Raw genomic sequence first — 25,227 nt, forward strand, 5'->3', positions numbered from 1 at the left:
ACGGTTATGGACCAAAAACGTCTTACACACCTGCGGCAGCTCGAAGCGGAAAGTATCCATATCATCCGCGAAGTGGCCGCCGAGTTTTCTAACCCGGTTATGATGTACTCCATCGGTAAAGATTCCAGCGTCATGCTGCATCTGGCGCGTAAAGCGTTTTATCCGGGCACGCTGCCGTTCCCGCTGCTGCACGTGGATACCGGCTGGAAATTCCGCGAAATGTACGAGTTCCGCGACCGTACCGCGAAAGCCTACGGCTGCGAGCTGCTGGTGCATAAAAACCCGGAAGGGGTGGCGATGGGCATTAACCCGTTCGTGCACGGCAGCGCCAAGCACACCGATATCATGAAAACCGAAGGGCTGAAGCAGGCGCTGAACAAATACGGTTTTGACGCGGCCTTCGGCGGCGCGCGCCGTGACGAGGAGAAATCTCGCGCCAAAGAGCGTATCTACTCCTTCCGCGACCGCTTCCACCGCTGGGATCCGAAAAACCAGCGTCCGGAGCTGTGGCACAACTACAACGGTCAGATCAACAAAGGCGAAAGCATTCGCGTCTTCCCGCTCTCCAACTGGACCGAGCTGGACATCTGGCAGTACATCTATCTCGAAAACATCGAAATCGTTCCGCTGTATCTGGCCGCCGAGCGCCCGGTGCTGGAGCGCGACGGCATGCTGATGATGATCGACGACGATCGCATCGACCTGCAGCCGGGCGAAGTGATCAAACAACAGATGGTGCGCTTCCGTACCCTCGGCTGCTGGCCGCTGACCGGGGCGGTGGAATCCAGCGCGCAGACGCTGCCGGAGATCATCGAAGAGATGCTGGTGTCCACCACCAGCGAGCGACAGGGGCGCGTGATTGACCGCGACCAGGCAGGCTCCATGGAGCTGAAGAAACGTCAGGGTTATTTCTAAGGAGCCGCCATGAATACCACTATTGCTCAACAAATTGCCAACGAAGGCGGCGTGGAAGCGTATCTGCACGCGCAACAACACAAAAGCCTGCTGCGTTTTCTGACCTGCGGCAGCGTGGATGACGGGAAAAGTACCCTGATTGGCCGCCTGCTGCACGATACGCGCCAGATTTATGAAGATCAGCTCTCTTCCCTGCATAACGACAGTAAACGTCACGGCACCCAGGGTGAAAAACTCGACCTGGCCCTGCTGGTGGACGGCCTGCAGGCGGAGCGCGAGCAGGGCATCACCATCGACGTGGCCTACCGCTACTTCTCTACCGAGAAGCGCAAATTTATTATCGCTGACACCCCGGGGCACGAGCAGTACACACGCAACATGGCGACCGGCGCGTCCACCTGCGACCTGGCGATCCTGCTGATGGACGCGCGTAAAGGCGTGCTGGATCAGACCCGTCGTCACAGCTTTATCTCGACGCTGCTGGGGATCAAACACCTGGTGGTGGCGGTCAACAAGATGGATCTGGTCAACTTCAGCGAAGAGAAGTTCGAGGAGATCCGCCAGAGCTACCTGACCTTTGCCGAACAGCTGCCGGGCAACCTGGATATTCGCTTTGTACCGCTCTCGGCGCTGGAAGGGGATAACGTCGCCTCCCAGAGCGCGAACATGCCGTGGTACAGCGGTCCGACGCTGCTGGAAGTGCTGGAAACCGTTGAAATTCAGCGCGTGGTCGACACCCAGCCGATGCGCTTCCCGGTGCAGTACGTGAACCGTCCAAACCTCGATTTCCGCGGCTTCTCAGGCACCCTCGCGTCAGGTTCCGTGAAGGTAGGTCAGCGCGTCAAGGTGCTGCCATCCGGCGTGGAATCGACTATCGCCCGTATCGTCACCTTCGACGGTGACCTGCAGGAAGCGGGCGCCGGTGAAGCCGTAACGCTGGTGCTGAAAGACGAAATTGATATCAGCCGGGGCGACCTGCTGGTCGACGCGCAGGAAACGCTGGCGGCAGTGCAGGGGGCTTCCGTGGACGTGGTCTGGATGGCCGAACAGCCGCTGACCGCTGGCCAGAGCTATGACATCAAAATTGCCGGCAAGAAAACCCGCGCCCGCGTGGACGGTATTCAGTTCCAGGTGGATATCAACAACCTGACCCATCGTGACGTCACCGAGCTGCCGCTGAACGGCATTGGTCTGGTCGATCTGACCTTCGACGAACCGCTGGTGCTGGATCCGTATCAGCAGAACCCGGTCACGGGAGGGCTGATCTTTATCGACAGGCTGACCAACGTTACCGTCGGGGCCGGTATGGTTCGCGAACCGATTAAACAGGCTGCCGCGACGTCTGAATTCAGCGCCTTCGAGCTGGAACTGAACGCGCTGGTGCGTAAACACTTCCCGCACTGGGGCGCACGCGATCTGCTGGGAGGCAAGTAATGGCCGCCCATGATGAGAACGTCGTCTGGCATCCTCATCCGGTCACCGTCGCTCAGCGCGAACAGCTCCACGGTCACCGTGGGGTTGTGCTGTGGTTTACCGGGCTGTCCGGCTCGGGTAAATCGACGGTGGCAGGCGCGCTGGAAGAGGCGTTGCATCAGCAGGGCGTAAGCACGTACCTGCTGGACGGCGACAACGTGCGTCACGGCCTGTGCAGCGATTTAGGGTTTAGCGACGATGACCGCAAAGAGAACATCCGCCGGGTGGGCGAAGTGGCCAGCCTGATGGCTGACGCCGGGCTGGTGGTGCTGACCGCGTTTATCTCTCCGCACCGCGCCGAGCGCCAGATGGTGCGCGAACGCGTGGGCCAGGATCGCTTTATCGAGGTGTTTGTCGATACGCCGCTGGAGATTTGCGAAGCGCGCGACCCGAAAGGGCTATACAAGAAAGCGCGTGCTGGAGAGCTGCGCAACTTCACCGGAATTGACGCGGTATACGAAGCGCCTGAATCGCCTGAAATTCACCTGGAAGGTCAACAATTGGTAACAAATTTAGTAAGCCAATTATTAGACCTGCTCAGACGGGACGATATTATCAGATCCTGAGGCGGTATCGTTCGGGAGCTGTATTCCCGAACGATGAGTCACGGTCACAGGATTAGCTATGCGCAACAGTGAACATTACATCACCACCACCGGGTCGGAGCCGCTAGCGACCGACGACGAAACGACCTGGTCATTTCCTGGGGCCATCATTGGCTTCGTCTCATGGCTGCTGGCGCTTGGCATTCCGTTTCTCATCTACGGCGGCAACACGCTGTTCTTCTTTCTCTACACCTGGCCTTTCTTTCTGGCGTTGATGCCCGTGGCGGTTGTTGTCGGCATTGCGCTGCACTCGCTGCTCAACGGCAAGCTCCTCTACAGCACCGTGGTCACGATTGTGACGGTGGTTCTGATGTTTGGTCTGTTATTTTTGTGGCTCATGGGCTAACTTCAGCCATAATTCAAACCGTAACCAACTGTGTAACGATATTGTGCAGGACGATTCTGCGGAAAAAATGTGGTACATTTGCCCGCGATGTTGCGGCATCTCTGTTACCCCGGCGTAGTGCTCTGGGGAAGTCTTGGGATGATGATGCCGTTTTTCAGGGGGCAGGATGGGTAAACTAACGCTGCTGTTGCTGGCTTTGCTAATCTGGCTGCAATATTCGCTGTGGTTCGGTAAGAACGGACTGCACGACTATAGCCGGGTGAGCGATGACGTCGCGGCTCAGCAGGCAACAAACGCCAAACTTAAGGCGCGAAACGATCAACTCTTTGCTGAAATTGATGACCTCAATGGCGGGCAAGAGGCGATTGAGGAACGCGCACGCAATGAACTCAGTATGACTAAGCCGGGCGAAACCTTTTATCGTCTGGTTCCGGATGCGTCTAAACGCAATCAGGGCTCAGCACAAAACAATCGATAATCAGGCCCAGGATTACGACATGGCAGTAACTTTTTCGGACGTATGCGCCGTGGTGCCGGCAGCAGGTTTTGGCCGGCGCATGCAGACAGAATGTCCCAAGCAGTACCTCTCTATTGGCGATAAAACGATCCTCGAGCACGCCGTGGCCGCGCTGCTGGCGCACCCGCGGGTGACGCGTGTGATCATCGCTATCAGCCCCGGCGATGCGCGCTTCGCGCAGCTGCCGCTGGCAAATCATCCACACATTACCGTCGTTGACGGTGGCGCCGAGCGCGCCGATTCCGTGCTGGCGGGCATTCAGGCCGCCGGAAACGCGTCGTGGGTGCTGGTGCATGACGCGGCGCGTCCTTGCCTGCATCAGGACGATCTTGCGCGCCTGCTGGCGCTGAGCGAAACAAGCAAGGTTGGCGGGATTCTGGCCGCACCGGTGCGCGACACCATGAAGCGCGCCGAGCCGGGAAAACAGGCTATCGCCCACACCGTCGATCGCGTCGATTTATGGCACGCGCTGACGCCACAATTTTTCCCCCGCGAATTACTCCACGACTGCCTAACGCGAGCGCTTAAAGAAGGCGCGACCATCACGGACGAAGCCTCTGCGCTGGAGTATTGCGGTTTCCACCCTGAGCTTGTTGAAGGACGCGCTGATAATATAAAAGTGACGCGTCCGGAAGATTTACAGCTCGCGGAATTTTATCTTACCCGTTCGACCCATCAGGAGAAGGCATAATGCGAATTGGACACGGTTTTGATGTACACGCCTTTGGCGGAGAAGGCCCAATTATCATTGGCGGCGTGCGCATTCCCTATGAAAAAGGACTGCTGGCGCATTCTGATGGCGACGTGGCACTGCATGCGCTGACCGACGCGCTGTTGGGCGCTGCCGCGCTGGGTGATATCGGCAAGCTGTTCCCGGACACCGACCCGGCATTTAAAGGGGCGGACAGCCGCGAACTGCTGCGCGAAGCGTGGCGCCGCATTCAGGCGAAAGGTTACACCCTCGGCAACGTCGACGTGACGATTATTGCCCAGGCCCCGAAAATGCTGCCGCACATTCCGCAGATGCGCGTGTTTATTGCAGAAGATCTGGGCTGCCATATGGACGACGTGAACGTCAAAGCGACGACGACCGAGAAGCTGGGCTTTACCGGGCGTGGCGAAGGGATTGCCTGTGAGGCCGTGGCGCTGCTGGTGAAGGCGAGCAAATGACGGACTTCGACAACCTGACATACCTGCACGGTAAACCGCAGGGGACCGGGGTGCTGAAAGCCAGCCCGGAAGATTTCCTCGTGGTGGAGGATCTGGGCTTTGAGCCGGATGGCGAAGGCGAACATATCCTGGTGCGTATTCTGAAAAATGGCTGCAATACCCGCTTTGTGGCCGACGCGCTGGCAAAATTCCTCAAAATTCATGCCCGCGAAGTGAGCTTTGCCGGGCAGAAAGATAAACACGCCGTCACGGAACAGTGGCTCTGCGCGCGCGTTCCTGGCAATACGATGCCTGATTTAAGCAAATTTGAGCTTGAAGGCTGTAAGGTACTGGAATTCGCCCGCCACAAGCGCAAACTGCGTCTGGGGGCGTTGAAGGGGAACGACTTTACGCTGGTGCTGCGTGAAGTGTCCCACCGCGAAGATGTTGAAAAACGTCTGAACGCTATCAGTGAACGCGGCGTACCGAACTACTTTGGCGCGCAGCGCTTTGGCATTGGCGGCAGCAACCTGCAGGGCGCGCTGCGCTGGGCGCAAAGCGATGCACCGGTGCGCGACAGGAATAAACGCAGTTTTTGGTTGTCGGCGGCCCGCAGCGCGTTGTTTAATCAGATTGTGAGCGAAAGGCTGAAAAAACCGGACGCGAATCAAGTTGTTGTTGGCGATGCGCTACAATTAGCGGGACGCGGAAGCTGGTTTGTGGCAACGGCCGAAGAAATGGCCGATGTGCAGTCGCGCGTGGACGCAAAAGCGCTGATGATTACCGCCGCGTTGCCGGGTACGGGCGACTGGGGAACACAGGGCGACGCGCTGGCCGCCGAGCAGTCAGCCGTAGCGGATGCGCCAGAATTACAATCCTTGCTTGTGCGGGAAAAAGTTGAAGCGGCACGCCGCGCGATGCTGCTCTATCCGCAGCAGTTAAGCTGGAACTGGTGGGATGACGTAACCGTCGAGTTACGCTTCTGGCTACCGGCAGGTAGCTTTGCCACCAGTGTTGTCAGGGAACTTATCAACACCTCGGGTGATTATGCGAATATTGCTGAGTAACGATGACGGGATCCACGCGCCAGGCATTCAGACCCTGGCGAAACACCTCCGTGAATTTGCGGACGTGCAGGTCGTGGCGCCCGATCGTAACCGCAGTGGAGCGTCTAACTCTCTGACGCTGGAGTCGTCGCTTCGCACCTTTACCTTTGAAAATGGCGATATTGCCGTGCAGATGGGCACGCCAACCGACTGTGTTTTTCTGGGCGTGAACGCGCTGATGCGGCCGCGTCCGGATATCGTTGTTTCCGGCATTAACGCCGGTCCTAACCTCGGCGATGACGTGATTTACTCCGGCACCGTGGCGGCCGCAATGGAAGGGCGCCATCTGGGGTTCCCGGCGCTGGCGGTCTCGTTGAACGGCCATACGCACTACGATACCGCCGCCGCGGTGACCTGTTCGATCCTGCGGGCGCTCGGCCGCGAGCCGTTGCGTACCGGGCGCATCCTCAACATCAACGTGCCGGATCTTCCCCTCGACGAAATTAAAGGCATTCGCGTCACCCGTTGCGGGAGTCGACACCCTGCCGATCAGGTCATCCCGCAGCAGGATCCTCGCGGCAACACGCTTTACTGGATTGGCCCTCCCGGCGATAAGTGCGATGCGGGTCCGGATACCGACTTTGCCGCCGTGGATGAAGGCTATGTTTCGGTTACCCCGCTGCACGTAGATTTAACCGCGTATAGCGCGCATGATGTGGTGTCGGGCTGGCTGGATCGCGCAGGAGTGAACGCGCAATGGTAAACAAACGTGTACAAACTCTTCTGGAACAACTCCGCGCGCAGGGGATCCGCGACGAGCACGTGCTTGAAGCGCTTGCTCAGGTTCCACGTGAGAAATTTGTAGACGAGGCGTTTGAACACAAAGCGTGGGAAAACGTGGCGCTGCCCATCGGACAGGGCCAGACGATTTCGCAGCCTTATATGGTGGCGCGCATGACGGAGCTGCTGGAGCTGACGCCCGAATCACGCGTGCTGGAGATTGGTACCGGGTCGGGGTATCAAACCGCGATCCTGGCGCATCTGGTTCATCATGTATGCTCCGTTGAGCGGATTAAAGGTTTACAGTGGCAGGCGCGTCGTCGCCTGAAACAACTTGATTTACATAATGTTTCGACACGACACGGTGATGGATGGCAGGGTTGGAAGGCGCGCGCGCCGTTTGACGCGATCATCGTGACGGCGGCCCCGCCTGAAATTCCTGCGGCCCTGTTGTCGCAGCTGGATGAGGGGGGAATTCTTGTTCTGCCCGTCGGGGACGAGCAGCAGCTTTTGAAGCGCGTTCGTCGGCGCGGCGGCGAGTTTATTATCGACACCGTGGAAGCCGTGCGCTTTGTGCCTCTGGTAAAGGGGGAGTTGGCCTGAGACTCGGAATTATCCAGGGTTATTGAGGCAAATTCAGCGTATGGTGTGGCGCGAAAGATTCGTGTCATCACGGTAAATTTTAAGTCACTGGTAGTTAACACATTCCTGGGGGATAAATGAGCGCGGGAAGCCCTAAATTCACCATCAGCCGTGTTGCGGCATTATCACTGGTTTCGCTCTGGCTGGCAGGCTGTACAAGTTCTAACAACGCGCCTGCGCCCGTCAGTTCTGTCGGCGGAAACAGCGGCTTGGGTAACACGTCCAGCGGAATGTTGATCACTCCTCCGCCTAAAATGGGTACCTCTACGGCGCAACAAAATCCGCCAATCCAGCCGGTTCAGCGTCCAATGACGCAGCCGACGCAGATTCAGCCAGTGGAACAGCCTGTTCAGACCCAGAATGGCCGCATAGTCTATAACCGTCAGTATGGGAACATTCCGAAAGGCAGCTATACCGGTGGCAGCACTTATACAGTGAAACGCGGCGATACGCTGTTCTACATTGCGTGGATCACCGGGAACGATTTCCGTGACCTCGCGCAGCGCAATAACGTCCAGGCCCCGTATGGTCTGGAAGTGGGGCAAACGCTCCAGGTTGGCAACGCGACGGGCACGCCGCTTACGCCTGGCAACACCGTTTCAGCGGCCGACGTGACGGCTCAAAATAACAGCGTTAAGCCTGCACAAAAATCCACCGCGGTGGTTGCTTCACAACCTGTAATTACGTATTCTGAGGATTCAGGTGATCAGACTGCTAACAAAATGTTGCCGAATAATAAAGGGACTGCGACTGTTGTCACAGCACCGGTAACGGCACCTGTGGTTAGCTCTACTGAACCGACTGCCAGTAGTATGACCTCCAGTTCGCCAATCTCTGCATGGCGCTGGCCAACTGACGGCAAGGTTATCGAGAACTTCTCTTCCTCCGAGGGGGGAAATAAAGGGATCGATATCGCAGGGAGTAAAGGACAGGCTATCATCGCGACCGCTGACGGACGCGTTGTGTATGCCGGTAACGCTCTGCGCGGTTACGGTAATCTTATTATCATCAAACATAACGATGATTACCTGAGTGCCTACGCCCATAACGACACAATGCTGGTCCGGGAACAACAAGAAGTTAAGGCGGGGCAAAAAATCGCTACTATGGGTAGCACCGGAACCAGTTCTACACGCTTGCATTTTGAAATTCGTTACAAGGGGAAATCCGTAAACCCGCTGCAGTATTTGCCGCAGCGATAATTTGACGGGGCATGCCAGCCAGGGTGTCTCGTTCAGGGATCACGGGTAGGAGCCACCTTATGAGTCAGAATACGCTGAAAGTTCATGATTTAAATGAAGACGCGGAATTTGATGAGAACGGAGTAGAGGCTTTTGACGAAAAAGCCTTAGTAGAAGAGGAACCCAGTGATAACGATTTGGCTGAAGAAGAGCTGTTATCGCAGGGTGCCACACAGCGTGTACTGGACGCGACTCAGCTTTACCTTGGGGAGATTGGTTACTCCCCACTGCTAACGGCCGAAGAAGAAGTCTATTTCGCACGTCGTGCTTTGCGTGGTGATGTAGCCTCGCGTCGTCGCATGATTGAAAGTAACCTGCGACTGGTCGTGAAAATTGCCCGCCGTTACGGCAATCGTGGTCTGGCTCTGCTGGATCTGATTGAAGAGGGCAACTTAGGTCTCATCCGCGCAGTTGAGAAGTTTGACCCGGAACGCGGGTTCCGTTTCTCAACCTACGCGACCTGGTGGATTCGTCAGACCATCGAACGGGCTATTATGAACCAGACCCGTACGATCCGCCTGCCGATTCACATCGTCAAAGAGTTGAACGTTTATCTGCGTACCGCACGCGAGTTGTCCCATAAACTGGACCACGAGCCAAGCGCAGAAGAGATTGCCGAGCAACTCGATAAACCGGTTGATGACGTTAGCCGTATGCTGCGTCTCAACGAGCGCATTACCTCCGTTGACACCCCGCTGGGTGGCGACTCCGAAAAAGCGCTGCTGGACATCCTGGCCGATGAAAAAGACAACGGTCCGGAAGACACCACGCAGGACGATGACATGAAGCAGAGCATCGTCAAATGGCTGTTCGAACTGAACGCCAAACAGCGTGAAGTGCTGGCACGTCGTTTCGGTTTACTGGGGTATGAAGCTGCGACACTGGAAGATGTCGGCCGTGAAATTGGCCTGACCCGTGAACGTGTTCGTCAGATTCAGGTTGAAGGTCTGCGCCGCCTGCGTGAAATCCTGCAGGGGCAAGGCTTGAATATCGAAGCGCTGTTCCGCGAATAAGCAACCTTTCGTCAAAAAAGGCCCGTCGTGAGACGGGCCTTTTTCTTTTGCGCTACGGCTTAGCCGTTTCGTGCAGCAGACGCCACACTATCCGATCGCCTTCCTGATTGAGCACCGCGGTTGACCAGCGCACGTTGACGGGCAGGTCTGGCCGGGTTTGCGTCTCCCGGTAGTGGAGTACCGCGCCACGATCCCAACTCTCGATCGTGGATAATTCGTCAATGACGATCTTCAGTCCAGGACGGCTTCCGCGCTGTTTTTCCAGAAAACTGGCAAGACCGATATAGTCGACCTGAATACCGCCAGGTGGGATCATCAGAAAATCTGGACGGAAGCGGGCGAGCAGGGCGTCGGGATCACCTTCACCTTTGCCTAACCAGGCTTCAAGCGCAATGTGGAGGTCGATAATGTCGTGTTCGAAAGGCGTCATGAATTCTCCTGTCGCAGCTGGGTGAGCACCTGCGTATTGTTAAGACGAAAAACGTACGGTACAGGCAGCAAGGTCATGCCTGCGGCAAAAATAAACATCCCGTGCCAGGCGGCGAGCGGTGGCAGCCAGGCCTGCGCCAGGTTCAGCGCCTGCGCCAGCAGCAGGGCCCCGGCAAAAAAGCTCAGCTGACGATTAAGATTCCACAGCGCGCTGGCATCCGGCATCTCTTCCCGGCGCGTCGTCAGAAAAGCGCTGCTCTGAGCCGTACTGCTGCACAGGCTTCCCCCCGCGCCCATTAAGGTAAACGCAACGGCAGGCAGCAGCGTAGCCGAACTGATGTTAATCAAAAGCAGAATACCCGTCGCCTGCAGCAGGCAGCCGATGACGATCAGCGGTCGGGGGCCGATACGGTTAAAATAGCGCCCCGTTGCCGTGATGGCGATAAACGATGCCACGGACCACGGCATCATGAGCATCCCCGTTGCGGCTGGGCTCATGTTCGCCACATGCTGAAGATAAAACATGCCCGTGATGTTCACCCCAATAAATACGCCGGGAACGCATAAATAAACAAGCATCGAAAAACGCAAAAGCGGGTTCGCGAGCAACGACAGGTTTAGCAGTCTGGCCGCGTTCATCGCAGGCATTTCGTGTTTAAGCCACAGGCAGGCTAAAACAAAGGCCACGATAGCGACCGGTAGCGTGGCGAAAAATATCCATCGCCAGCTGAGCGTCTGCACCAACAGTCCCCCGATAGCAGGGGAGCAGGCCGGGGCAAGCAACGCCACCAGCATCACCGCCGAGGAGAGTCGGGCACGCTCGTGAGGCTTAAACTGTTGCCAGGTCAGCGCCTGTCCGACGGGGATCAGTAAACCTCCACCCACGCCCTGGATCGCTCGCCAGGCGATCAGGCTTTCAAGCGTTGCAGACAGGCCCGCCGCAGCGGAGGCTGCGCTGAACAGAAAAAGCGAGAGGAGGATGACGCGCTTAGGCCCGATTCGTCGCGTGAGCACGCTGCTGAACGGGATCACCAGCGTCAGGCCGGCTATGTACCCGTTGCTGACCCAGGCGAGGGCTGAAGGCGTGGTGTTAAAGGCTTGGGCCATTGCCGGGAAGGCGACGCTGGCAATAAACATATTGATTAAATCAAGAAAAAAGCCCAGCAGATAAACAACGGCGACTTTGCTGCGATACGTCATGGTGGATCCTCCGGTGAGGTGGCGTATCGTATCGATCCGGGAAGCACGGATAAACCTGACAAAGCGCGATATACTGTCAAAAATATTTTGACAGTAAAGGGCGTGATGATGATTAACCTGCAGCGGGCTCAGATGTTTGTCGCGGTGGCCGACACGGGCAGTTTCACTGCCGCAGCCGAGGCAATGGGGCTGACAAAAGCCGTGGTCAGCTTCAATATTCGCCAGCTAGAAGATGAGCTGGGCGTTACGCTGCTGCTGCGCTCCACCCGCCGTCTGACGTTAACCGAGGCGGGCGCGCTATTTCATCAGCGCAGCGTGGCGCTTCTGAAGGATGCGGAACGGCTGCAGGATGATGTCCGCGCGAATCATGCGGGGCTCACTGGCGAACTGCGGATCACGACTACGCCCGAGTATGGCTCACAGGTGGTGGTGCCGCTGCTGGCCAGGTTTAGCCAGCAGCACCCGGATCTTCGCGTGCGGCACGTTTCGTCGTCCCTGCATGCCGACCTTATCTCGGAGCGCTTTGACGTAGCCATCCGTCTGGGAACGCTTGCCGATTCTCGCAACCACGCCGCGCTGATTTCGCACTTCTCCATTCTCCCCGTTGCGACGCCCGGGTGGCTGGTTAACCATCCGATCGAAACGCTTGCGCAGCTGGCCCACGCGGACTGGATTATTCACGAGCGTCTGGCCTCGCCGCTGCGCTGGCAGGTGAAGGATGCCAGCGGTGCGCCTGAAACGCTGGAGATAAAAAAAGCGCCGCGCCTGTTTGCCGACAGCGCTCAGGCCCTTATGGCCTTTGCACTTGCTGGCGGAGGTGTGGCGTTACTGCCGGAATGGCTGGCGCGCGATGCGCTTGATGCGGGAAAACTGGTCCCGGTTTTACCGGGATATACCTTTGCGCAGCAGGGCATATATGCGGTTTATCCCGATGCCCGGCACGTGTCGGCGAAGGTGCGCACCTTTATCGATTTTATGCGCGCCAGCGTGAATTAATCGTGCATCATCTTTTTGATGAGCGCGGAGAACTGCTCCCGCTCGGCCTTGTTAAGACGTCCTAAAAACGCCTCATCCACCTCGTTGCCAACCGGTTTACAGCCAGCAAGCAGGGCTTCACCTTCTGGCGTCAGGAAGACAAACCGGCGGCGCTTATCGGCCGGATCGTGCTCGCGTTTGACCAGACCGCGCGCCTCCATGCGGCTGAGCATCTCCGCCAGGGTCGCTTTCGTGCTGACCGCCACTTCGGTCAACGCCACCTGTTCAATACCCGGATGCTCGGCAATAGAGCGCATCACCGCATACTGTGGCTTGGTCAGTTCAGGTAAGGCATGTTGCCACTGCGCGGTATGCTGTTGAAAAAGCTGACGTAACAGGTGGAACGCCTCTTGTCTTAGTTCCATGAACACTCCGACGGAAAAAATCTCTCCCCTATGATAGCCGCTATTGCTCTCAATTTTAACGCGGCATCTTTTAGCCATTCGTGTGATCGTGTGCGAACGATCTTGTCAGGAAAACGATCCTGGAGTAGCTTATTTATAATGTTCGTGTACGAACAAAATATTGAGGTGATGAATGAGATTGATAGTAGGAATGACGGGGGCAACGGGCGCACCGCTGGGCGTGGCGCTGCTGCAGGCGCTGCGGGAAATGCCGGAGGTGGAGACGCATCTGGTGATGTCTAAGTGGGCAAAAACCACCATTGAGCTGGAAACTCCTTACACCGCGCAGGACGTTGCTGCTTTGGCTGACGTTGTCCACAGTCCGGCTGACCAGGCCGCCACCATCTCCTCCGGCTCGTTTCGCACAGACGGCATGATCGTCATTCCCTGCAGTATGAAAACGCTGGCGGGTATCCGCGCGGGCTACGCCGAAGGGCTGGTGGGACGCGCGGCGGACGTGGTGCTGAAAGAGGGGCGCAAGCTGGTATTGGTTCCTCGTGAAACGCCGCTCAGCACCATTCATCTTGAGAACATGCTTGCCCTTTCCCGCATGGGCGTGGCGATGGTGCCGCCCATGCCTGCCTATTACAACCACCCTCAAACCGCCGATGACATTACCCAGCACATCGTGACCCGCGTGCTCGACCAGTTCGGTCTGGAGCATAAAAAGGCGCGCCGCTGGAACGGACTGCGGGAGGCGAAACATTTTGCACAGGAGAATAAAGATGGCATTTGATGATTTGAGAAGCTTCCTCCAGGCGCTCGATGAGCAAGGGCAACTGCTGAAAATTGAGGAAGAGGTTAACGCCGAGCCCGATCTGGCGGCGGCAGCCAACGCGACCGGCCGCATTGGCGACGGCGCGCCCGCGCTGTGGTTCGACAACATTCGTGGCTTTACCGATGCCCGCGTGGTGATGAACACCATCGGCTCCTGGCAGAACCACGCCATTTCGATGGGGCTGCCTGCGAACACCCCGGTAAAAAAACAGATCGACGAATTTATCCGCCGCTGGGATAAATTTCCCGTTACACCGGAGCGCCGCGCCAACCCGGCCTGGGCGCAGAATACGGTGGACGGTGAAGACATTAACCTGTTCGATATCCTTCCGCTGTTTCGCCTGAACGACGGTGACGGCGGTTTTTATCTCGATAAAGCGTGCGTTGTCTCGCGCGATCCGCTCGACCCGGACCACTTCGGCAAGCAGAACGTCGGGATCTACCGTATGGAAGTGAAGGGCAAGCGCAAGCTTGGCCTCCAGCCGGTTCCGATGCACGATATTGCCCTGCATCTGCACAAAGCGGAAGAGCGTGGTGAAGACCTGCCGATTGCGATTACGCTGGGCAACGACCCGATCATCACCCTGATGGGCGCCACGCCGCTGAAATACGATCAGTCCGAGTATGAAATGGCCGGCGCGCTGCGTGAAAGCCCGTACCCGATTGCCACCGCGCCGTTGACCGGCTTCGATGTGCCATGGGGTTCTGAAGTGATCCTGGAAGGGGTGATTGAAGGCCGCAAGCGTGAAATCGAGGGGCCGTTTGGCGAGTTTACCGGACACTATTCCGGTGGTCGTAACATGACGGTTGTCCGTATCGACAAAGTCTCTTACCGCACCAAACCGATTTTCGAATCCCTTTATCTAGGCATGCCCTGGACCGAGATTGACTACCTGATGGGACCGGCTACCTGTGTGCCGCTCTACCAGCAGCTTAAAGCGGAATTCCCGGAAGTGCAGGCGGTGAACGCGATGTACACCCACGGTCTGCTGGCGATTATCTCCACCAAAAAACGCTACGGCGGTTTTGCCCGCGCGGTCGGTTTACGCGCCATGACCACGCCGCACGGTCTGGGCTACGTGAAGATGGTAATCATGGTGGATGAGGATGTCGATCCGTTCAATCTTCCGCAGGTGATGTGGGCGCTGTCGTCGAAAGTGAACCCGGCAGGCGATCTGGTACAACTGCCGAACATGTCTGTCCTTGAGCTTGACCCTGGGTCCAGCCCGGCGGGCATCACCGACAAGCTGATTATTGATGCCACCACGCCTGTCGCGCCGGACACACGGGGCCACTACAGCCAGCCGGTACAGGATCTGCCTGAAACCAAAGCCTGGGCAGAAAAACTGACCGCGATGCTGGCAGCACGTCAATAAGGAGGAAAAGATGATTTGTCCACGTTGTGCCGATGAGCATATTGAAGTGATGGCGATGTCGCCGGTAAAAGGGGTCTGGACCGTTTATCAGTGCCAGCATTGTTTGTATACCTGGCGCGATACCGAACCGCTGCGCCGCACCAGCCGCGAGCACTATCCGGAAGCGTTCCGCATGACGCAGAAGGATATTGATGAGGCGCCGCAGGTGCCGACGATCCCGCCGCTGCTGTAAAAAAAAGCCCGGTGGTGCTGCGCTTACCGGGCGATAATATTGTGCGGTCTTTTGCCCGGTGGCGCTGCGCTTACCGTGCCTACGGTTTTGTAGGTCGGGTAAGGCGAAGCCGCCACCCGACAAAACAGACCGCAGAAAACTAAACCAGACTCTTCAACCTGTAAATCCACTCCAGCGCCTGACGCGGCGTCAGTGAATCCGGGTCGAGGTTCTCCAGCGCTTCCACCGCAGGCGACGTCTCTTCCGCAGGAACCAGCAGCGACATCTGTGTACCATCAATCTGCGTCGCCGCCGCATTCGGTGACAGGCTTTCCAGTTCACGCAGTTTCTGACGCGCGCGCTTGATCACCTCTTTCGGTACGCCTGCCAGCGCCGCGACGGCCAGGCCATAGCTCTTGCTCGCCGCACCATCCTGCACCGTGTGCATGAAGGCAATGGTATCGCCGTGCTCCAGCGCATCCAGATGAACGTTCGCAACCCCTTCCATTTTCTCCGGCAGCTGCGTCAGTTCGAAATAATGGGTGGCAAAAAGCGTCATGGCCTTGATTTTATTCGCAAGGCTTTCCGCACAGGCCCATGCCAGGGACAGACCATCATAGGTTGACGTTCCGCGTCCGACTTCGTCCATTAGCACCAGGCTGTGCTCCGTCGCGTTATGCAGAATGTTTGCCGTTTCGGTCATCTCGACCATGAAGGTTGAGCGTCCGCTCGCCAGATCGTCCGCAGCCCCGACGCGGGTAAAGATGCGGTCGATGGGGCCAATCTCCACGTTTTGCGCCGGGACGTAGCTGCCGATATACGCGAGCAGCGCAATAAGCGCCGTCTGACGCATATAGGTACTCTTACCGCCCATGTTCGGACCGGTAATGATCAACATTCTTCTCTGCGGTGACAGGCTCAGCGGGTTGGCGATGAACGGTTCGTTGAGCACCTGCTCTACCACCGGGTGACGGCCTTCAGTGATGCGAATGCCAGGCTTATCGGTAAAGGTCGGGCAGGTGTAGTTCAGTGTTTCAGCGCGTTCTGCCAGATTGACCAGCACGTCCAGCTCCGCCAGCGCGCTGGCGCTCTGCTGCAGATCGCCCAGGTGCGGCATCAGCATGTCAAACAGCTCGTCATAAAGCTGTTTTTCCAGCGCCAGCGCCTTGCCTTTCGAGGTGAGGACTTTGTCTTCGTACTCTTTCAGTTCAGGAATGATGTAGCGTTCGGCGTTTTTCAACGTCTGGCGACGCACGTAGTGAATCGGCGCCAGGTGGCTCTGCCCGCGGCTAATCTGAATGTAGTAACCGTGTACCGCGTTATACCCCACTTTCAGGGTGTCGAGCCCTAGACGCTCGCGCTCGCGGATTTCCAGCTTATCGAGGTAGTCCGTCGCACCGTCGGCCAGCGCGCGCCATTCGTCCAGCTCCTCGTTGTAGCCCGGGGCAATCACGCCGCCATCACGCACCAGAACCGGAGGCGCATCGATAATGGCGCGCTCCAGCAGTTCGCGAAGCTCGGTAAATTCGCCCATGGTTTCGCGGAGTTTCTGTACCGGCGCGCTGTCAACGTCACTCAGCTGCGCGCGCAGTTCTGGCAACTGCTGGAAAGCATGACGCATCCGCGCGAGGTCGCGTGGTCGCGCTGTTCGCAGTGCCAGACGCGCAAGGATACGCTCCAGATCGCCTACCTGGCGCAGGACCGGCTGCAGATCGGTATAGCGATCCTGCAGCGCGGCAATCGTCTGCTGTCGGCAAACCAGCGTCTCGGTATTGCGGATCGGCATATGCAGCCAGCGTTTCAGCATGCGGCTGCCCATTGGCGTAACCGTACTGTCGAGGACCGACGCGAGCGTATTTTCTACGCCACCCGCCAGGTTCTGCGTGATCTCCAGGTTACGGCGCGTGGCGGCATCCATGATGATGCTGTCCTGCTGGCGCTCCATGGTGATAGAGCGGATATGCGGCAGGGCGGTGCGCTGGGTATCTTTCACGTACTGCAGGAGGCAACCTGCCGCACACAGCCCGCGCGGTGCGTTTTCAACGCCAAAGCCAATCAGATCGCGGGTGCCAAACTGCAGATTCAGCTGCTGGCGCGCGGTATCAATTTCGAATTCCCACAGCGGACGACGGCGCAACCCGCGACGACCTTCAATCAGCGCCATTTCAGCGAAATCTTCGGCATAGAGCAATTCTGCAGGGTTGGTGCGCTGCAGTTCGGCAGCCATCGTTTCACGGTCAGCCGGTTCACTCAGACGAAAACGTCCGGAGCTGATATCCAGCGTCGCGTAGCCAAACCCTTTACCGTCCTGCCACAGCGCTGCCAGCAGGTTATCCTGGCGCTCCTGTAACAGGGCTTCATCACTGATGGTGCCAGGCGTGACGATGCGCACGACTTTGCGTTCCACCGGGCCTTTTGAGGTCGCCGGATCGCCGATCTGTTCGCAGATGGCAACGGACTCGCCCTGATTCACCAGCTTCGCCAGGTAGTTTTCTACCGCGTGGTGCGGGATACCTGCCATAGGAATGGGCTCGCCTGCCGATGCGCCACGTTTGGTTAGCGAGATGTCGAGCAGCTGCGATGCACGCTTAGCATCGTCATAAAACAGCTCGTAAAAATCGCCCATACGGTAAAACAGCAGGATTTCCGGATGCTGTGCTTTCAGCTTCAGATACTGCTGCATCATCGGCGTATGTGCGTCGAAATTGTCGATTGTGCTCATGGAGTTATGATGTCCATTTCTTTGAAAATAAACCGTTTTGATGGGCTCAATGGCCGTTTGTTCCTTCTATTGTCGCATGAAAAAAAGGTCCGGCGCAGAAAAATGTCGTGGCTTTACGAGGCATCTTCCGACATTAATTCGATGACAATTTTTCCATGCTCCACGCCCACCCTGACTCGGGAATGGGTCGTAAATCCCGCTTTTTCAAGCCAGTCACCTTTTAAGCTAAGCGCCGCATGCACGCTGTAGCGCTTCGGTATCTTGGTATTGCGGTCTTCATGGCGCTTTCTAAAATATCCCACTTTTAAATGGCGGTAGGGTTTGCCGATCGCGAGCTCTTGCATAGGGTCTCCAGACAACACGGACAAAGGTCATTTCTGATGCCTGTATAAAATACCAGTGATTGTTAGCCGGTGCAGGGCTAAAACTGGAATCAGGCTTCAGGAAACGAAATGCAACCGCTGAAATCCAGTGTTGAAAGGTGTATTATTGATGCACTTTATTATTCGGTAATCCGCTATGTCCGGTAAACGCATCTCACGAGAAAAAGAGACCATCGCGAAAATGATCGCGCTGTATGAAAAGCAGTGCCCGCAGGCATCTCAGGAGGAAGGGCACTATCAGGCGCTCAACGCGTATGCCGATAAGCGCCTGGATAAATGCGTTTTCGGTGAGGAAAAGCCTGCCTGCAAGCAGTGCCCCATACACTGCTATCAGCCTGCCAGACGTGAAGAGATGAAGCAGGTTATGCGCTGGGCAGGCCCGCGTATGTTATGGCGTCACCCCATACTGACCGTTCGCCATTTGATGGATGACCGCCGTCCCGTGCCGGAACTGCCGGAAAAGTACCGTCCGAAAAAAGAGGCCCTCACCAAAGGCGGTATCAGAGAACTACCGCCTGGCGAAACCGATTAAACCAGGCTCTCTTTATCAATCCCGAGACGCTTCATGCGAGACAGCAGGGTGGTGCGTTTTAACCCCAGTCGCTGGGCCGCACCTTTTGGCCCGGCGACCACGCCGTTGGTCTCTTTCAGCACGCGCATAATGAGCTGATATTCATCTTCTCCCTCTTTCGCTGTCTCGGCGGCGGTCGCGGTCACGTCAGGAAGCGTAACCTCAGGCAGGGAGAGTTGCAGCACGTTACCGCGCGTCAGCAGCACCGCGCGCTCAATGACGTTCTCCAGCTCGCGCACGTTGCCGGGCCATTCCATCGATGAAAGGGTACGCAACGTCTCGGCAGGAATACTGTCGATGTTTCGCCCCATCCGGCGCGCGATCTTCGCGGTAAAGGCTTTGACCAGCAGGGGGATATCTTCCGGGCGCTCGCGCAGCGGCGGCAGGAAGATCGGAAAGACGTTCAGACGATAGTAAAGATCGCTGCGAAACTCGCGGTCGGCGACCATTTTTTTCAGGTCACGGTTGGTGGCGGCAATCAGCCGCACGTCGGTCTGGATAAGCTTGTTGCTGCCCAGACGCTCAAACTCCTGCTCCTGCAGGACGCGCAGCAGTTTCGGCTGTAGCTCCAGCGGCATATCGCCCACTTCGTCGAGGAACAGCGAGCTTTTGTCCGCCAGCTCAAAACGGCCCAGCCGCTGGCTGCTGGCCCCGGTGAATGCACCGCGCTCGTGGCCGAACAGATCGCTTTCCAGCAGTCCCGCAGGCATCGCGGCGCAGTTCATTTTCACCATCCGTCTGCTGTTGCGGTTGCTCAGGTTGTGAATGGCGCGGGCTATCAGCTCTTTGCCCGTGCCGGTTTCTCCCAGAATCAGCACCGTGCTGTCGCTTTGCGCCACCATCTCAACCTGCTTAAGCACGCTGTACATGGCGTCGCTGCGCCCGATGATTTCACCAAACTCGCTGTCCACGTTGTTGAGCTGTTCGGTCAGGGCCAGGTTCTCATCCACCAGCCGCTCTTTCAGGCGATGAATTTCCTGATAGGCGAGGGCGTTATCCAGGGCGATAGATATACGTTCGGCAATCTGGCGCAGCAGCTTCAGGTTGGCGGTGGTGAACACGCCTTCCTCGCACTGCGCCAGCTTCAGCACGCCGAGCATGGTGTTGCCGGACATCAGCGGCAGCAGGCACAGGGTCTGAATTTTATTGCCCCAGGTGTTGAACAGCATCCGCTCGTACGGCGCGACCGGGTCCTGCTCGTTCAGGTTGAGCAGGAGGATCTCTTTGCTTTTGAAAACCCGCTCAGAAAGGGTGCCCGCTTCGTCCACTTCGCTCTGCTCGTGCGCCGGGTTGGCTTCATCGAGATAATGCGTGGAGTAGATGTTCAGTTTGCCCTTGCGATGGCCGCGCAGCGCAATGCTGATGGCGTCTATTTTGAAATAGTGGTGGATCTCTTTCGAGACTTCGCTGACCAGCTCGTCCATGTCCAGGCGGGAGAGCACGGCGTTGGTGATGGCGACCAGAATGCGGAAGTTGTCGCGCTCGCGGCTCAGCAGGTCGTAATCGACGTTATTGGTGACGCGGCCTTGGATCTGCTCCGCGACGACGGCCACAATCTGGGTAAAGGTGTGCAGGCGCTCGTATTCCGCCTCGCTCCAGGGCTGGTCGGTCGTGCGGATAAACTCGCAGCCGCCAAAAATCTGGCCCTCAGCCGCCAGCGGCAGCATGCAGTAATGCCCGAAAGGCTGATAGAGGTCGCTCTCCGTCAGCTTCGGCCACGCCTGGCGGAACTCCGCAAAGTTGCAGTGCAGCACTTCAGGCCGGGAGAGTATGCGGCGCACCGGGCCATGCGCCAGATACGTTTCGTCTTCGTATTCAAACGTTTTGCCATTATCACGCGTCGAGTAGTAGCTCGCGCGCTGCGTTCCGCTATGCCAGAGCACAATCGCGGCGCTGTCCGCCAGCGCCGATTGCCTGACCAGCCGCGTCAGGGCATCGCTCAGCGCGCCGAGGTCGGGCTGCTGTAAAAGTGTGCGCGTGATGTCAAACAGGCCCTGCTGTCCAAGATCGCTCATCGGTGTATACGGCATATTGCTTTCCAATAGAAACTGGCAAAAAAGAGACATTCAGTGCTGACCGCTTTTGGCGCGGTTCTAGCAAATACGGGGTAAGGGTTCCGCGTGCGGCAGATCCAGCGTCCGCTTCACGCCATAAAGCCCGGCCAGGCGCACCCCTTTGCGCTCAGCCACTTCACCAATCATCGCCGCCTCTTTTCCTGACGGATGAGCCCGCAGCTGTTCAAGAACGGCTTCCGCGGCCGAGCGTTCAACGCCAATCACCAGTTTGCCTTCGTTGGCAAAGTTGAGCGGGTCAAGGCCCAGCAGTTCGCAAAGCCCGCGAACGGCAGGCTTCACGGGCAGGCTGCGCTCGGTGAGTTCAATCCCGTACCCGCAGCTTGCCGCAAACTCATGGACTACGGCATTCACGCCGCCTCGCGTGGCGTCCCGCAGGGCTTTCACGCCGGTAATACCGCGCAGCGTCTGGATCAGCGGGGTGAGCAACGTGCAGTCACTGCGCAGTTCCCCGTCCAGCCCCAGACCTTCGCGCAGGTTAAGGATGGTCGCCCCGTGGCAGCCCAGCGTTCCGGTCACGATCAGCACGTCGCCCACGCTGAGCCGCTGCGCCGCCCAGTGAATATCGGCGGGAATCGCGCCCATGCCGGCGGTGTTGATAAACAGCTTGTCGGCCGCGCCGCGCTGCACCACTTTGGTATCGCCGGTGACGATAGCTATCCCGGCCTCGCGCGCGGTCTGCGCCATGCTGTTGACCACTGTCGTGAGCGTCTCCATCGGTAATCCCTCTTCGAGGATAAACCCGCAGGAGAGGTAGCGCGGAACGGCACCGCTGACCGCCACGTCGTTGGCCGTGCCGCAGACGGCGAGCTTGCCGATATCGCCGCCGGGGAAGAACAGCGGGTCAATCACGTAGCTGTCGGTGGAGAAGGCCAGCCTGTCGCCCTGCGCGGTGAGGGTGGCGAGGTCAATGCGCGCCTGGTCTTCCTGTTCAGCGAGCCAGGGGTTGTTGAAGGCTTCCATAAACAGCCGGTTAATCAGCTGCTGCATCGCCTGTCCGCCGCTGCCGTGCGCCATTTCAACCGTATTCATGCTTCACTCTCCTGGTTGCGATACTGATACCACGCGGCACACGCCCCTTCGGAGGAGACCATCAGCGCGCCAAACGCCGTTTGCGGGTTACAGGTATTGCCAAATAACGGGCATTGATGCGGTTTGCATTTACCGGTGAGGACTTCGCCGCAGCGGGCCCGGGGATCGTCGCAAACCTGCTGCGGCTGCGGGCTGAAATGCGCTTCGGCGTCGAACGCGCGATAGGCTGACGTCAGGCGCACGCCGGATTCGGCAATCAGCCCCAGACCACGCCACTCGCTGTCGCCCTCAACGCAAAACACGTCGGCTATCGCCTGCTGCGCCCGTTCATTTCCCGCATCCGGCACCACGCGGCGGTACTGGTTTTCCACTTCACTCAGGGCCGCTATTTTCTGCTCAACCAGCATGGTCACACCTTGCAGTAGATCAAGTGGTTCGAAACCAGCGACCACTAACGGACGATTGTACTCTTCAGCGATAAAACCGTAGGCGTCTGTGCCAATCACCATGCTGACATGCCCCGGTGCCAGAAAGGCGTCAATGCCGTTTCCCGGCTCTTCCAGCAGGCTGCGCAGCGTGGGAATGAGCGTAATGTGCTGGCAGAAGAAGAAAAAATTCTCGACGCCGCGCGCTTTCGCCTGCTGCAGCGTGATGGCGGTGGCGGGCATGGTGGTTTCAAACCCCAGGCCAAAAAACACCACCTTGCGCGCGGGGTTGTCCTCCGCCAGCGTCAGGGCATCCATCGGCGAATAGACGATCCGGATGTCGGCCCCGCGCGCTTTTGCCTGCAGCAGCGAGCCGTTTTTCCCCGGCACGCGCATCGCGTCGCCAAAGGTGCAGAAAATGACGTCGGGCTGGCTGGCAATTTCAATGCAGCTGTCGATGCGCCCCATCGGCAGCACGCACACCGGGCAGCCGGGGCCGTGGATAAACTCGATGTTCTCCGGCAGCAGCTGGTCGAGGCCAAATTTGAAGATGGCGTGCGTGTGTCCGCCGCACACCTCCATGATCTGCAACGGGTTTTCCGCCGTGTAATCCAGCAGCGCCGCGCGCGTTTTCAGGTGGCCGATAAGCTGCAGCACCTGCTCCGGCGCGCGGTATTCATCAACGTAACGCATGGCTAATGCTCCTCGCCGTACAGCAGCGCGCCCACGTCCGGCTCCACGTCGAACATGTTTTGCAGAGCATCCAGCGTGTCGCGGGCTTCCGCTTCGTTAATCACGCTCATGGCAAACCCTACGTGGACGAGCACCCACTGGCCGAGACGCGATGCGCCGCTTTCATCGGTGCTGCCCACCAGCGTCAGGTCCACGTCGCGCAGAATGCCGCATACCTCCACTTTGGCCTGGTTCCCGTCAATGGAGTGGATTTGTCCCGGTACGCCTATGCACATCTTTCACTCTCCAGCCAGTTCAGCCAGGCGTCCATGCCGTCACCGCGCGTGGCGGAGACCAGCAGGATCTCAATCTCCGGGTTCACCTCGCGGGCATACGCCAGGCACTTATCCACGTCGAAATTCAGGTACGGCAGCAGGTCAACTTTGTTCAGCAGCATGATAGACGCGGCGGCAAACATATGCGGGTATTTCAGCGGTTTGTCTTCGCCTTCGGTCACCGAAAGCACCGCCACCTTATGGCGTTCGCCCAGATCGAAGCTCGCCGGGCAGACCAGGTTGCCGACGTTTTCAATAAACAGAATGCCGTTATCCGCCAGCGGCAGACGCGGGGCAGCGTCGGCAATCATCTGCGCGTCCAGGTGGCAACCTTTGCCGGTATTGACCTGAATCGCCGGGGTGCCGGTTTCGCGAATGCGCGCCGCGTCGTTAACGGTTTGCTGGTCGCCTTCGATCACCGCGCAGGAGACGCGCCCATTCAGGCGTTTGAGCGTTTCAGTTAACAGCGTGGTTTTGCCGGAGCCGGGGCTGGAGACCAGGTTCAGCACCAGGTGTTTGCGGGCGGCAAAGCGCGCGCGGTTGCGGGCGGCGATCTGGTTATTTTTGTCCAGCACGTTGATTTCCACTTCCAGCATCCGGCGCTGGCTGATGCCCGGCGCGTGGGTACCCGCTTCGCCGTGGCCGTAGTGCAGATCGCCCGCAGCGGAGCGCTGCGGGGCGAAGGTGATACCGGTTAAAGCCGCAGCAGGCCGCGGGGCAGGCGAAAAGGGCGCGGAGCGAAACGCGGAATGGGGATGGTGTTCATCCCCTTCTATATACAGGTTGCCTTCGGCGCAACCGCAGGTGCTACACATACTTTACTCCTTCTCGATTTCGAGGCGTTGGATCTGCATGCCGTCGTCCGCCACGATGCGAAGACCGGTGCTCTGACACTGCGGACAGCGCTGAACCTTTGATGACAGCAGGGTGACGTACTGCTGGCACTGCTCGCACCAGCACTCCGCCTGCTGCTCTTCAATATGGAGTTCGCAGCCTTCCGCCAGCGTGCCGCGACACACCAGCTCAAAACAGAAATTCAGGGCGCTGGTCTCGACGCAGGAAAACGCCCCGACCTTCAGCCAGACGCCGGTGACGCGCTTCGCGTGGTTTTGCACTGCCTGCTGTTCGATAAGTTCCAGAGCCCGCTGGCAGAGGGTGATTTCGTGCATGACGCCTCCTCAATGAATTGCGCCATTGAATGCAATAACGGTGCCAGCTTGATTTTTGTTAAGGCGTGACGATGTCAACGCTGTCGAAATGACACGTCGACACCGCGGCGTTGACAGCGGTTTTGTAATTAAATCTATTTAAAATCAGTAACATAAAATCTGGCATGGAATCTGCTTAACAACCGCTATCTCCATTAACCGGATACCTTCTATGACTATTTGGGAAATCAGCGAAAAAGCGGATTACATCGCGCAGCGTCATCAGCAGCTGCAGGACCAGTGGCACCTCTACTGCAACTCTCTGGTTCAGGGCATAACCCTCTCGAAAGCGCGTCTTCACCACGCGATGAGCTGCGCGGCGCAGGGCGACATGCGCTTCGTCCTGTTCGGCCATTTCATCATCAACGTTACCCTGGCGGACAACTTCAACAGCCACACCATTGAGTACCACCTCGAGACAAAAGACGGCGAAAAACAGTGTATTGCGAAGGCGCAGCTGATGGCCGACGGCATGGTGGACGGCCACGTCAGCAACCGCGATCGCCAGCAGGTGCTGGAGCACTATCTGGAAAAAATAGCGCCGGTCTATAACGGCCTGTACGCCGCCGTTGAGCACGATCTCCCGGTCAACCTGAAGCAGCTGATGGACGGAAATGCCTCAGCGAACGTGGCCTGACTCCTGCGTGT

At 57.9% G+C, this 25,227-nt stretch carries 29 protein-coding genes; 18 read left to right on the forward strand and 11 right to left on the reverse strand.

Going from position 1 to position 25,227, the window contains the following annotated elements; genetic code table 11:
- Positions 1-6 precede the first annotated feature (6 nt).
- The 12 genes from cysD (at position 7) to rpoS (ending at position 9,727) form a co-directional block, all read left to right on the forward strand.
- Entirely contained in the window at positions 7-915 is a 909-nt protein-coding gene (gene cysD / locus UTM25_RS13955; RefSeq protein WP_010434549.1) for a sulfate adenylyltransferase subunit CysD, read from the forward strand.
- Positions 916-924: 9 nt separating this feature from the next.
- Positions 925-2,349 carry a sulfate adenylyltransferase subunit CysN gene (gene cysN, locus UTM25_RS13960; protein ID WP_194401214.1) on the forward strand — a complete coding sequence of 475 codons (1,425 nt, stop codon included), beginning with the start codon at positions 925-927 and terminating at the stop codon, positions 2,347-2,349.
- A complete protein-coding gene (gene cysC, locus UTM25_RS13965) occupies positions 2,349-2,954 on the forward strand; it encodes an adenylyl-sulfate kinase (protein WP_010434543.1) in 606 nt (201 codons plus the stop codon). Before cysN ends, cysC begins: the two co-directional genes overlap by 1 nt.
- Positions 2,955-3,012: 58 nt before the next feature.
- Positions 3,013-3,339 (forward strand): DUF3561 family protein, encoded by a 327-nt coding sequence (locus UTM25_RS13970; protein WP_008499610.1) that lies wholly within the window; start codon positions 3,013-3,015, stop codon positions 3,337-3,339.
- A 166-nt stretch (positions 3,340-3,505) separates the two neighbouring features.
- On the forward strand, positions 3,506-3,817 hold the full coding sequence (ftsB, locus tag UTM25_RS13975) for a cell division protein FtsB (protein WP_008499609.1): 312 nt from the start codon (positions 3,506-3,508) through the stop codon (positions 3,815-3,817).
- A 19-nt stretch (positions 3,818-3,836) separates the two neighbouring features.
- Positions 3,837-4,547 carry a 2-C-methyl-D-erythritol 4-phosphate cytidylyltransferase gene (ispD, locus tag UTM25_RS13980; RefSeq protein WP_047059983.1) on the forward strand — a complete coding sequence of 237 codons (711 nt, stop codon included), beginning with the start codon at positions 3,837-3,839 and terminating at the stop codon, positions 4,545-4,547.
- Entirely contained in the window at positions 4,547-5,026 is a 480-nt protein-coding gene (ispF, locus tag UTM25_RS13985) for a 2-C-methyl-D-erythritol 2,4-cyclodiphosphate synthase (protein ID WP_008499607.1), read from the forward strand. The genes ispD and ispF overlap by 1 nt, the downstream gene beginning before the upstream one ends.
- The gene (truD, locus tag UTM25_RS13990; RefSeq protein WP_047059981.1) at positions 5,023-6,072 is read left to right on the forward strand and encodes a tRNA pseudouridine(13) synthase TruD; all 1,050 of its coding nucleotides are present in this window, start codon (positions 5,023-5,025) and stop codon (positions 6,070-6,072) included. The genes ispF and truD overlap by 4 nt, the downstream gene beginning before the upstream one ends.
- The gene (gene surE / locus UTM25_RS13995; protein ID WP_023308990.1) at positions 6,053-6,814 is read left to right on the forward strand and encodes a 5'/3'-nucleotidase SurE; all 762 of its coding nucleotides are present in this window, start codon (positions 6,053-6,055) and stop codon (positions 6,812-6,814) included. Before truD ends, surE begins: the two co-directional genes overlap by 20 nt.
- Positions 6,808-7,434, forward strand: a complete 627-nt coding sequence (locus UTM25_RS14000; protein ID WP_023308989.1) for a protein-L-isoaspartate(D-aspartate) O-methyltransferase — start codon at positions 6,808-6,810, stop codon at positions 7,432-7,434. The genes surE and UTM25_RS14000 overlap by 7 nt, the downstream gene beginning before the upstream one ends.
- 116 nt (positions 7,435-7,550) lie before the next feature.
- On the forward strand, positions 7,551-8,675 hold the full coding sequence (nlpD, locus tag UTM25_RS14005; RefSeq protein ID WP_194401213.1) for a murein hydrolase activator NlpD: 1,125 nt from the start codon (positions 7,551-7,553) through the stop codon (positions 8,673-8,675).
- A gap of 59 nt (positions 8,676-8,734) precedes the next feature.
- Complete coding sequence (rpoS, locus tag UTM25_RS14010; RefSeq protein ID WP_008499600.1) at positions 8,735-9,727, forward strand: RNA polymerase sigma factor RpoS; 993 nt, start codon at positions 8,735-8,737, stop codon at positions 9,725-9,727.
- A gap of 52 nt (positions 9,728-9,779) precedes the next feature.
- On the opposite strand, the gene UTM25_RS14015 is transcribed toward rpoS, so the two are convergent.
- Positions 9,780-10,157, reverse strand: coding sequence for a DUF4440 domain-containing protein (locus UTM25_RS14015; RefSeq protein ID WP_194401212.1), 378 nt, complete (start codon positions 10,155-10,157; stop codon positions 9,780-9,782).
- A complete protein-coding gene (locus tag UTM25_RS14020; protein WP_194401211.1) occupies positions 10,154-11,356 on the reverse strand; it encodes an MFS transporter in 1,203 nt (400 codons plus the stop codon). The genes UTM25_RS14015 and UTM25_RS14020 overlap by 4 nt, the downstream gene beginning before the upstream one ends.
- A 108-nt stretch (positions 11,357-11,464) precedes the next feature.
- Between UTM25_RS14020 and UTM25_RS14025 the strand changes: the two genes are divergently transcribed.
- Positions 11,465-12,352, forward strand: coding sequence for a LysR family transcriptional regulator (locus UTM25_RS14025; protein ID WP_194401255.1), 888 nt, complete (start codon positions 11,465-11,467; stop codon positions 12,350-12,352).
- Here UTM25_RS14025 and UTM25_RS14030 read toward each other — a convergent pair.
- Complete coding sequence (locus UTM25_RS14030) at positions 12,349-12,756, reverse strand: MarR family winged helix-turn-helix transcriptional regulator (protein ID WP_023308984.1); 408 nt, start codon at positions 12,754-12,756, stop codon at positions 12,349-12,351. The genes UTM25_RS14025 and UTM25_RS14030 overlap by 4 nt on opposite strands.
- Positions 12,757-12,928: 172 nt before the next feature.
- Here UTM25_RS14030 and UTM25_RS14035 point away from each other — a divergent pair, with 172 nt between their 5' ends.
- The 3 genes from UTM25_RS14035 to UTM25_RS14045 are packed head-to-tail and all read left to right on the forward strand — an operon-like array spanning position 12,929 to position 15,180.
- A complete protein-coding gene (locus UTM25_RS14035) occupies positions 12,929-13,531 on the forward strand; it encodes a non-oxidative hydroxyarylic acid decarboxylases subunit B (protein WP_023308983.1) in 603 nt (200 codons plus the stop codon).
- Complete coding sequence (locus UTM25_RS14040; protein ID WP_023308982.1) at positions 13,521-14,948, forward strand: non-oxidative hydroxyarylic acid decarboxylases subunit C; 1,428 nt, start codon at positions 13,521-13,523, stop codon at positions 14,946-14,948. Before UTM25_RS14035 ends, UTM25_RS14040 begins: the two co-directional genes overlap by 11 nt.
- Positions 14,949-14,958: 10 nt before the next feature.
- On the forward strand, positions 14,959-15,180 hold the full coding sequence (locus UTM25_RS14045; RefSeq protein ID WP_194401210.1) for a non-oxidative hydroxyarylic acid decarboxylases subunit D: 222 nt from the start codon (positions 14,959-14,961) through the stop codon (positions 15,178-15,180).
- A gap of 139 nt (positions 15,181-15,319) precedes the next feature.
- On the opposite strand, the gene mutS is transcribed toward UTM25_RS14045, so the two are convergent.
- Together mutS and UTM25_RS14055 are read right to left on the reverse strand one after the other, a co-directional pair.
- On the reverse strand, positions 15,320-17,881 hold the full coding sequence (mutS, locus tag UTM25_RS14050) for a DNA mismatch repair protein MutS (RefSeq protein ID WP_194401209.1): 2,562 nt from the start codon (positions 17,879-17,881) through the stop codon (positions 15,320-15,322).
- A gap of 113 nt (positions 17,882-17,994) precedes the next feature.
- Positions 17,995-18,225 (reverse strand): SymE family type I addiction module toxin, encoded by a 231-nt coding sequence (locus UTM25_RS14055; protein WP_023308980.1) that lies wholly within the window; start codon positions 18,223-18,225, stop codon positions 17,995-17,997.
- Between the two features lie 175 nt (positions 18,226-18,400).
- Between UTM25_RS14055 and UTM25_RS14060 the strand changes: the two genes are divergently transcribed.
- Positions 18,401-18,796, forward strand: coding sequence for a nitrous oxide-stimulated promoter family protein (locus tag UTM25_RS14060; RefSeq protein ID WP_194401208.1), 396 nt, complete (start codon positions 18,401-18,403; stop codon positions 18,794-18,796).
- On the opposite strand, the gene flhA is transcribed toward UTM25_RS14060, so the two are convergent.
- The 6 genes from flhA to hypA all read right to left on the reverse strand — a co-directional run bounded on the left by flhA (position 18,793) and on the right by hypA (position 24,540).
- Positions 18,793-20,865: a formate hydrogenlyase transcriptional activator FlhA gene (gene flhA / locus UTM25_RS14065; RefSeq protein ID WP_194401207.1), complete on the reverse strand. Its 2,073-nt coding sequence runs from the start codon at positions 20,863-20,865 to the stop codon at positions 18,793-18,795. The two genes, UTM25_RS14060 and flhA, sit on opposite strands and share 4 nt — an antisense overlap.
- A 63-nt stretch (positions 20,866-20,928) precedes the next feature.
- Positions 20,929-21,939 (reverse strand): hydrogenase expression/formation protein HypE, encoded by a 1,011-nt coding sequence (gene hypE / locus UTM25_RS14070; protein ID WP_194401206.1) that lies wholly within the window; start codon positions 21,937-21,939, stop codon positions 20,929-20,931.
- The gene (gene hypD / locus UTM25_RS14075; protein ID WP_194401205.1) at positions 21,936-23,057 is read right to left on the reverse strand and encodes a hydrogenase formation protein HypD; all 1,122 of its coding nucleotides are present in this window, start codon (positions 23,055-23,057) and stop codon (positions 21,936-21,938) included. The genes hypE and hypD overlap by 4 nt, the downstream gene beginning before the upstream one ends.
- Positions 23,058-23,059: 2 nt before the next feature.
- Positions 23,060-23,332 carry a HypC/HybG/HupF family hydrogenase formation chaperone gene (locus tag UTM25_RS14080; RefSeq protein ID WP_194401204.1) on the reverse strand — a complete coding sequence of 91 codons (273 nt, stop codon included), beginning with the start codon at positions 23,330-23,332 and terminating at the stop codon, positions 23,060-23,062.
- On the reverse strand, positions 23,323-24,186 hold the full coding sequence (hypB, locus tag UTM25_RS14085) for a hydrogenase nickel incorporation protein HypB (protein ID WP_194401203.1): 864 nt from the start codon (positions 24,184-24,186) through the stop codon (positions 23,323-23,325). Before hypB ends, UTM25_RS14080 begins: the two co-directional genes overlap by 10 nt.
- A 3-nt stretch (positions 24,187-24,189) precedes the next feature.
- Positions 24,190-24,540, reverse strand: a complete 351-nt coding sequence (hypA, locus tag UTM25_RS14090) for a hydrogenase maturation nickel metallochaperone HypA (protein ID WP_029739533.1) — start codon at positions 24,538-24,540, stop codon at positions 24,190-24,192.
- A 211-nt stretch (positions 24,541-24,751) separates the two neighbouring features.
- Here hypA and hycA point away from each other — a divergent pair, with 211 nt between their 5' ends.
- Positions 24,752-25,216, forward strand: coding sequence for a formate hydrogenlyase regulator HycA (hycA, locus tag UTM25_RS14095; RefSeq protein WP_023333209.1), 465 nt, complete (start codon positions 24,752-24,754; stop codon positions 25,214-25,216).
- Positions 25,217-25,227: the final 11 nt, after the last annotated feature.

The organism is Enterobacter sp. 61D5, assembly GCF_034107965.1.
In the GTDB taxonomy this organism is placed as follows: Bacteria; Pseudomonadota; Gammaproteobacteria; order Enterobacterales; family Enterobacteriaceae; genus Enterobacter; species Enterobacter cloacae_M.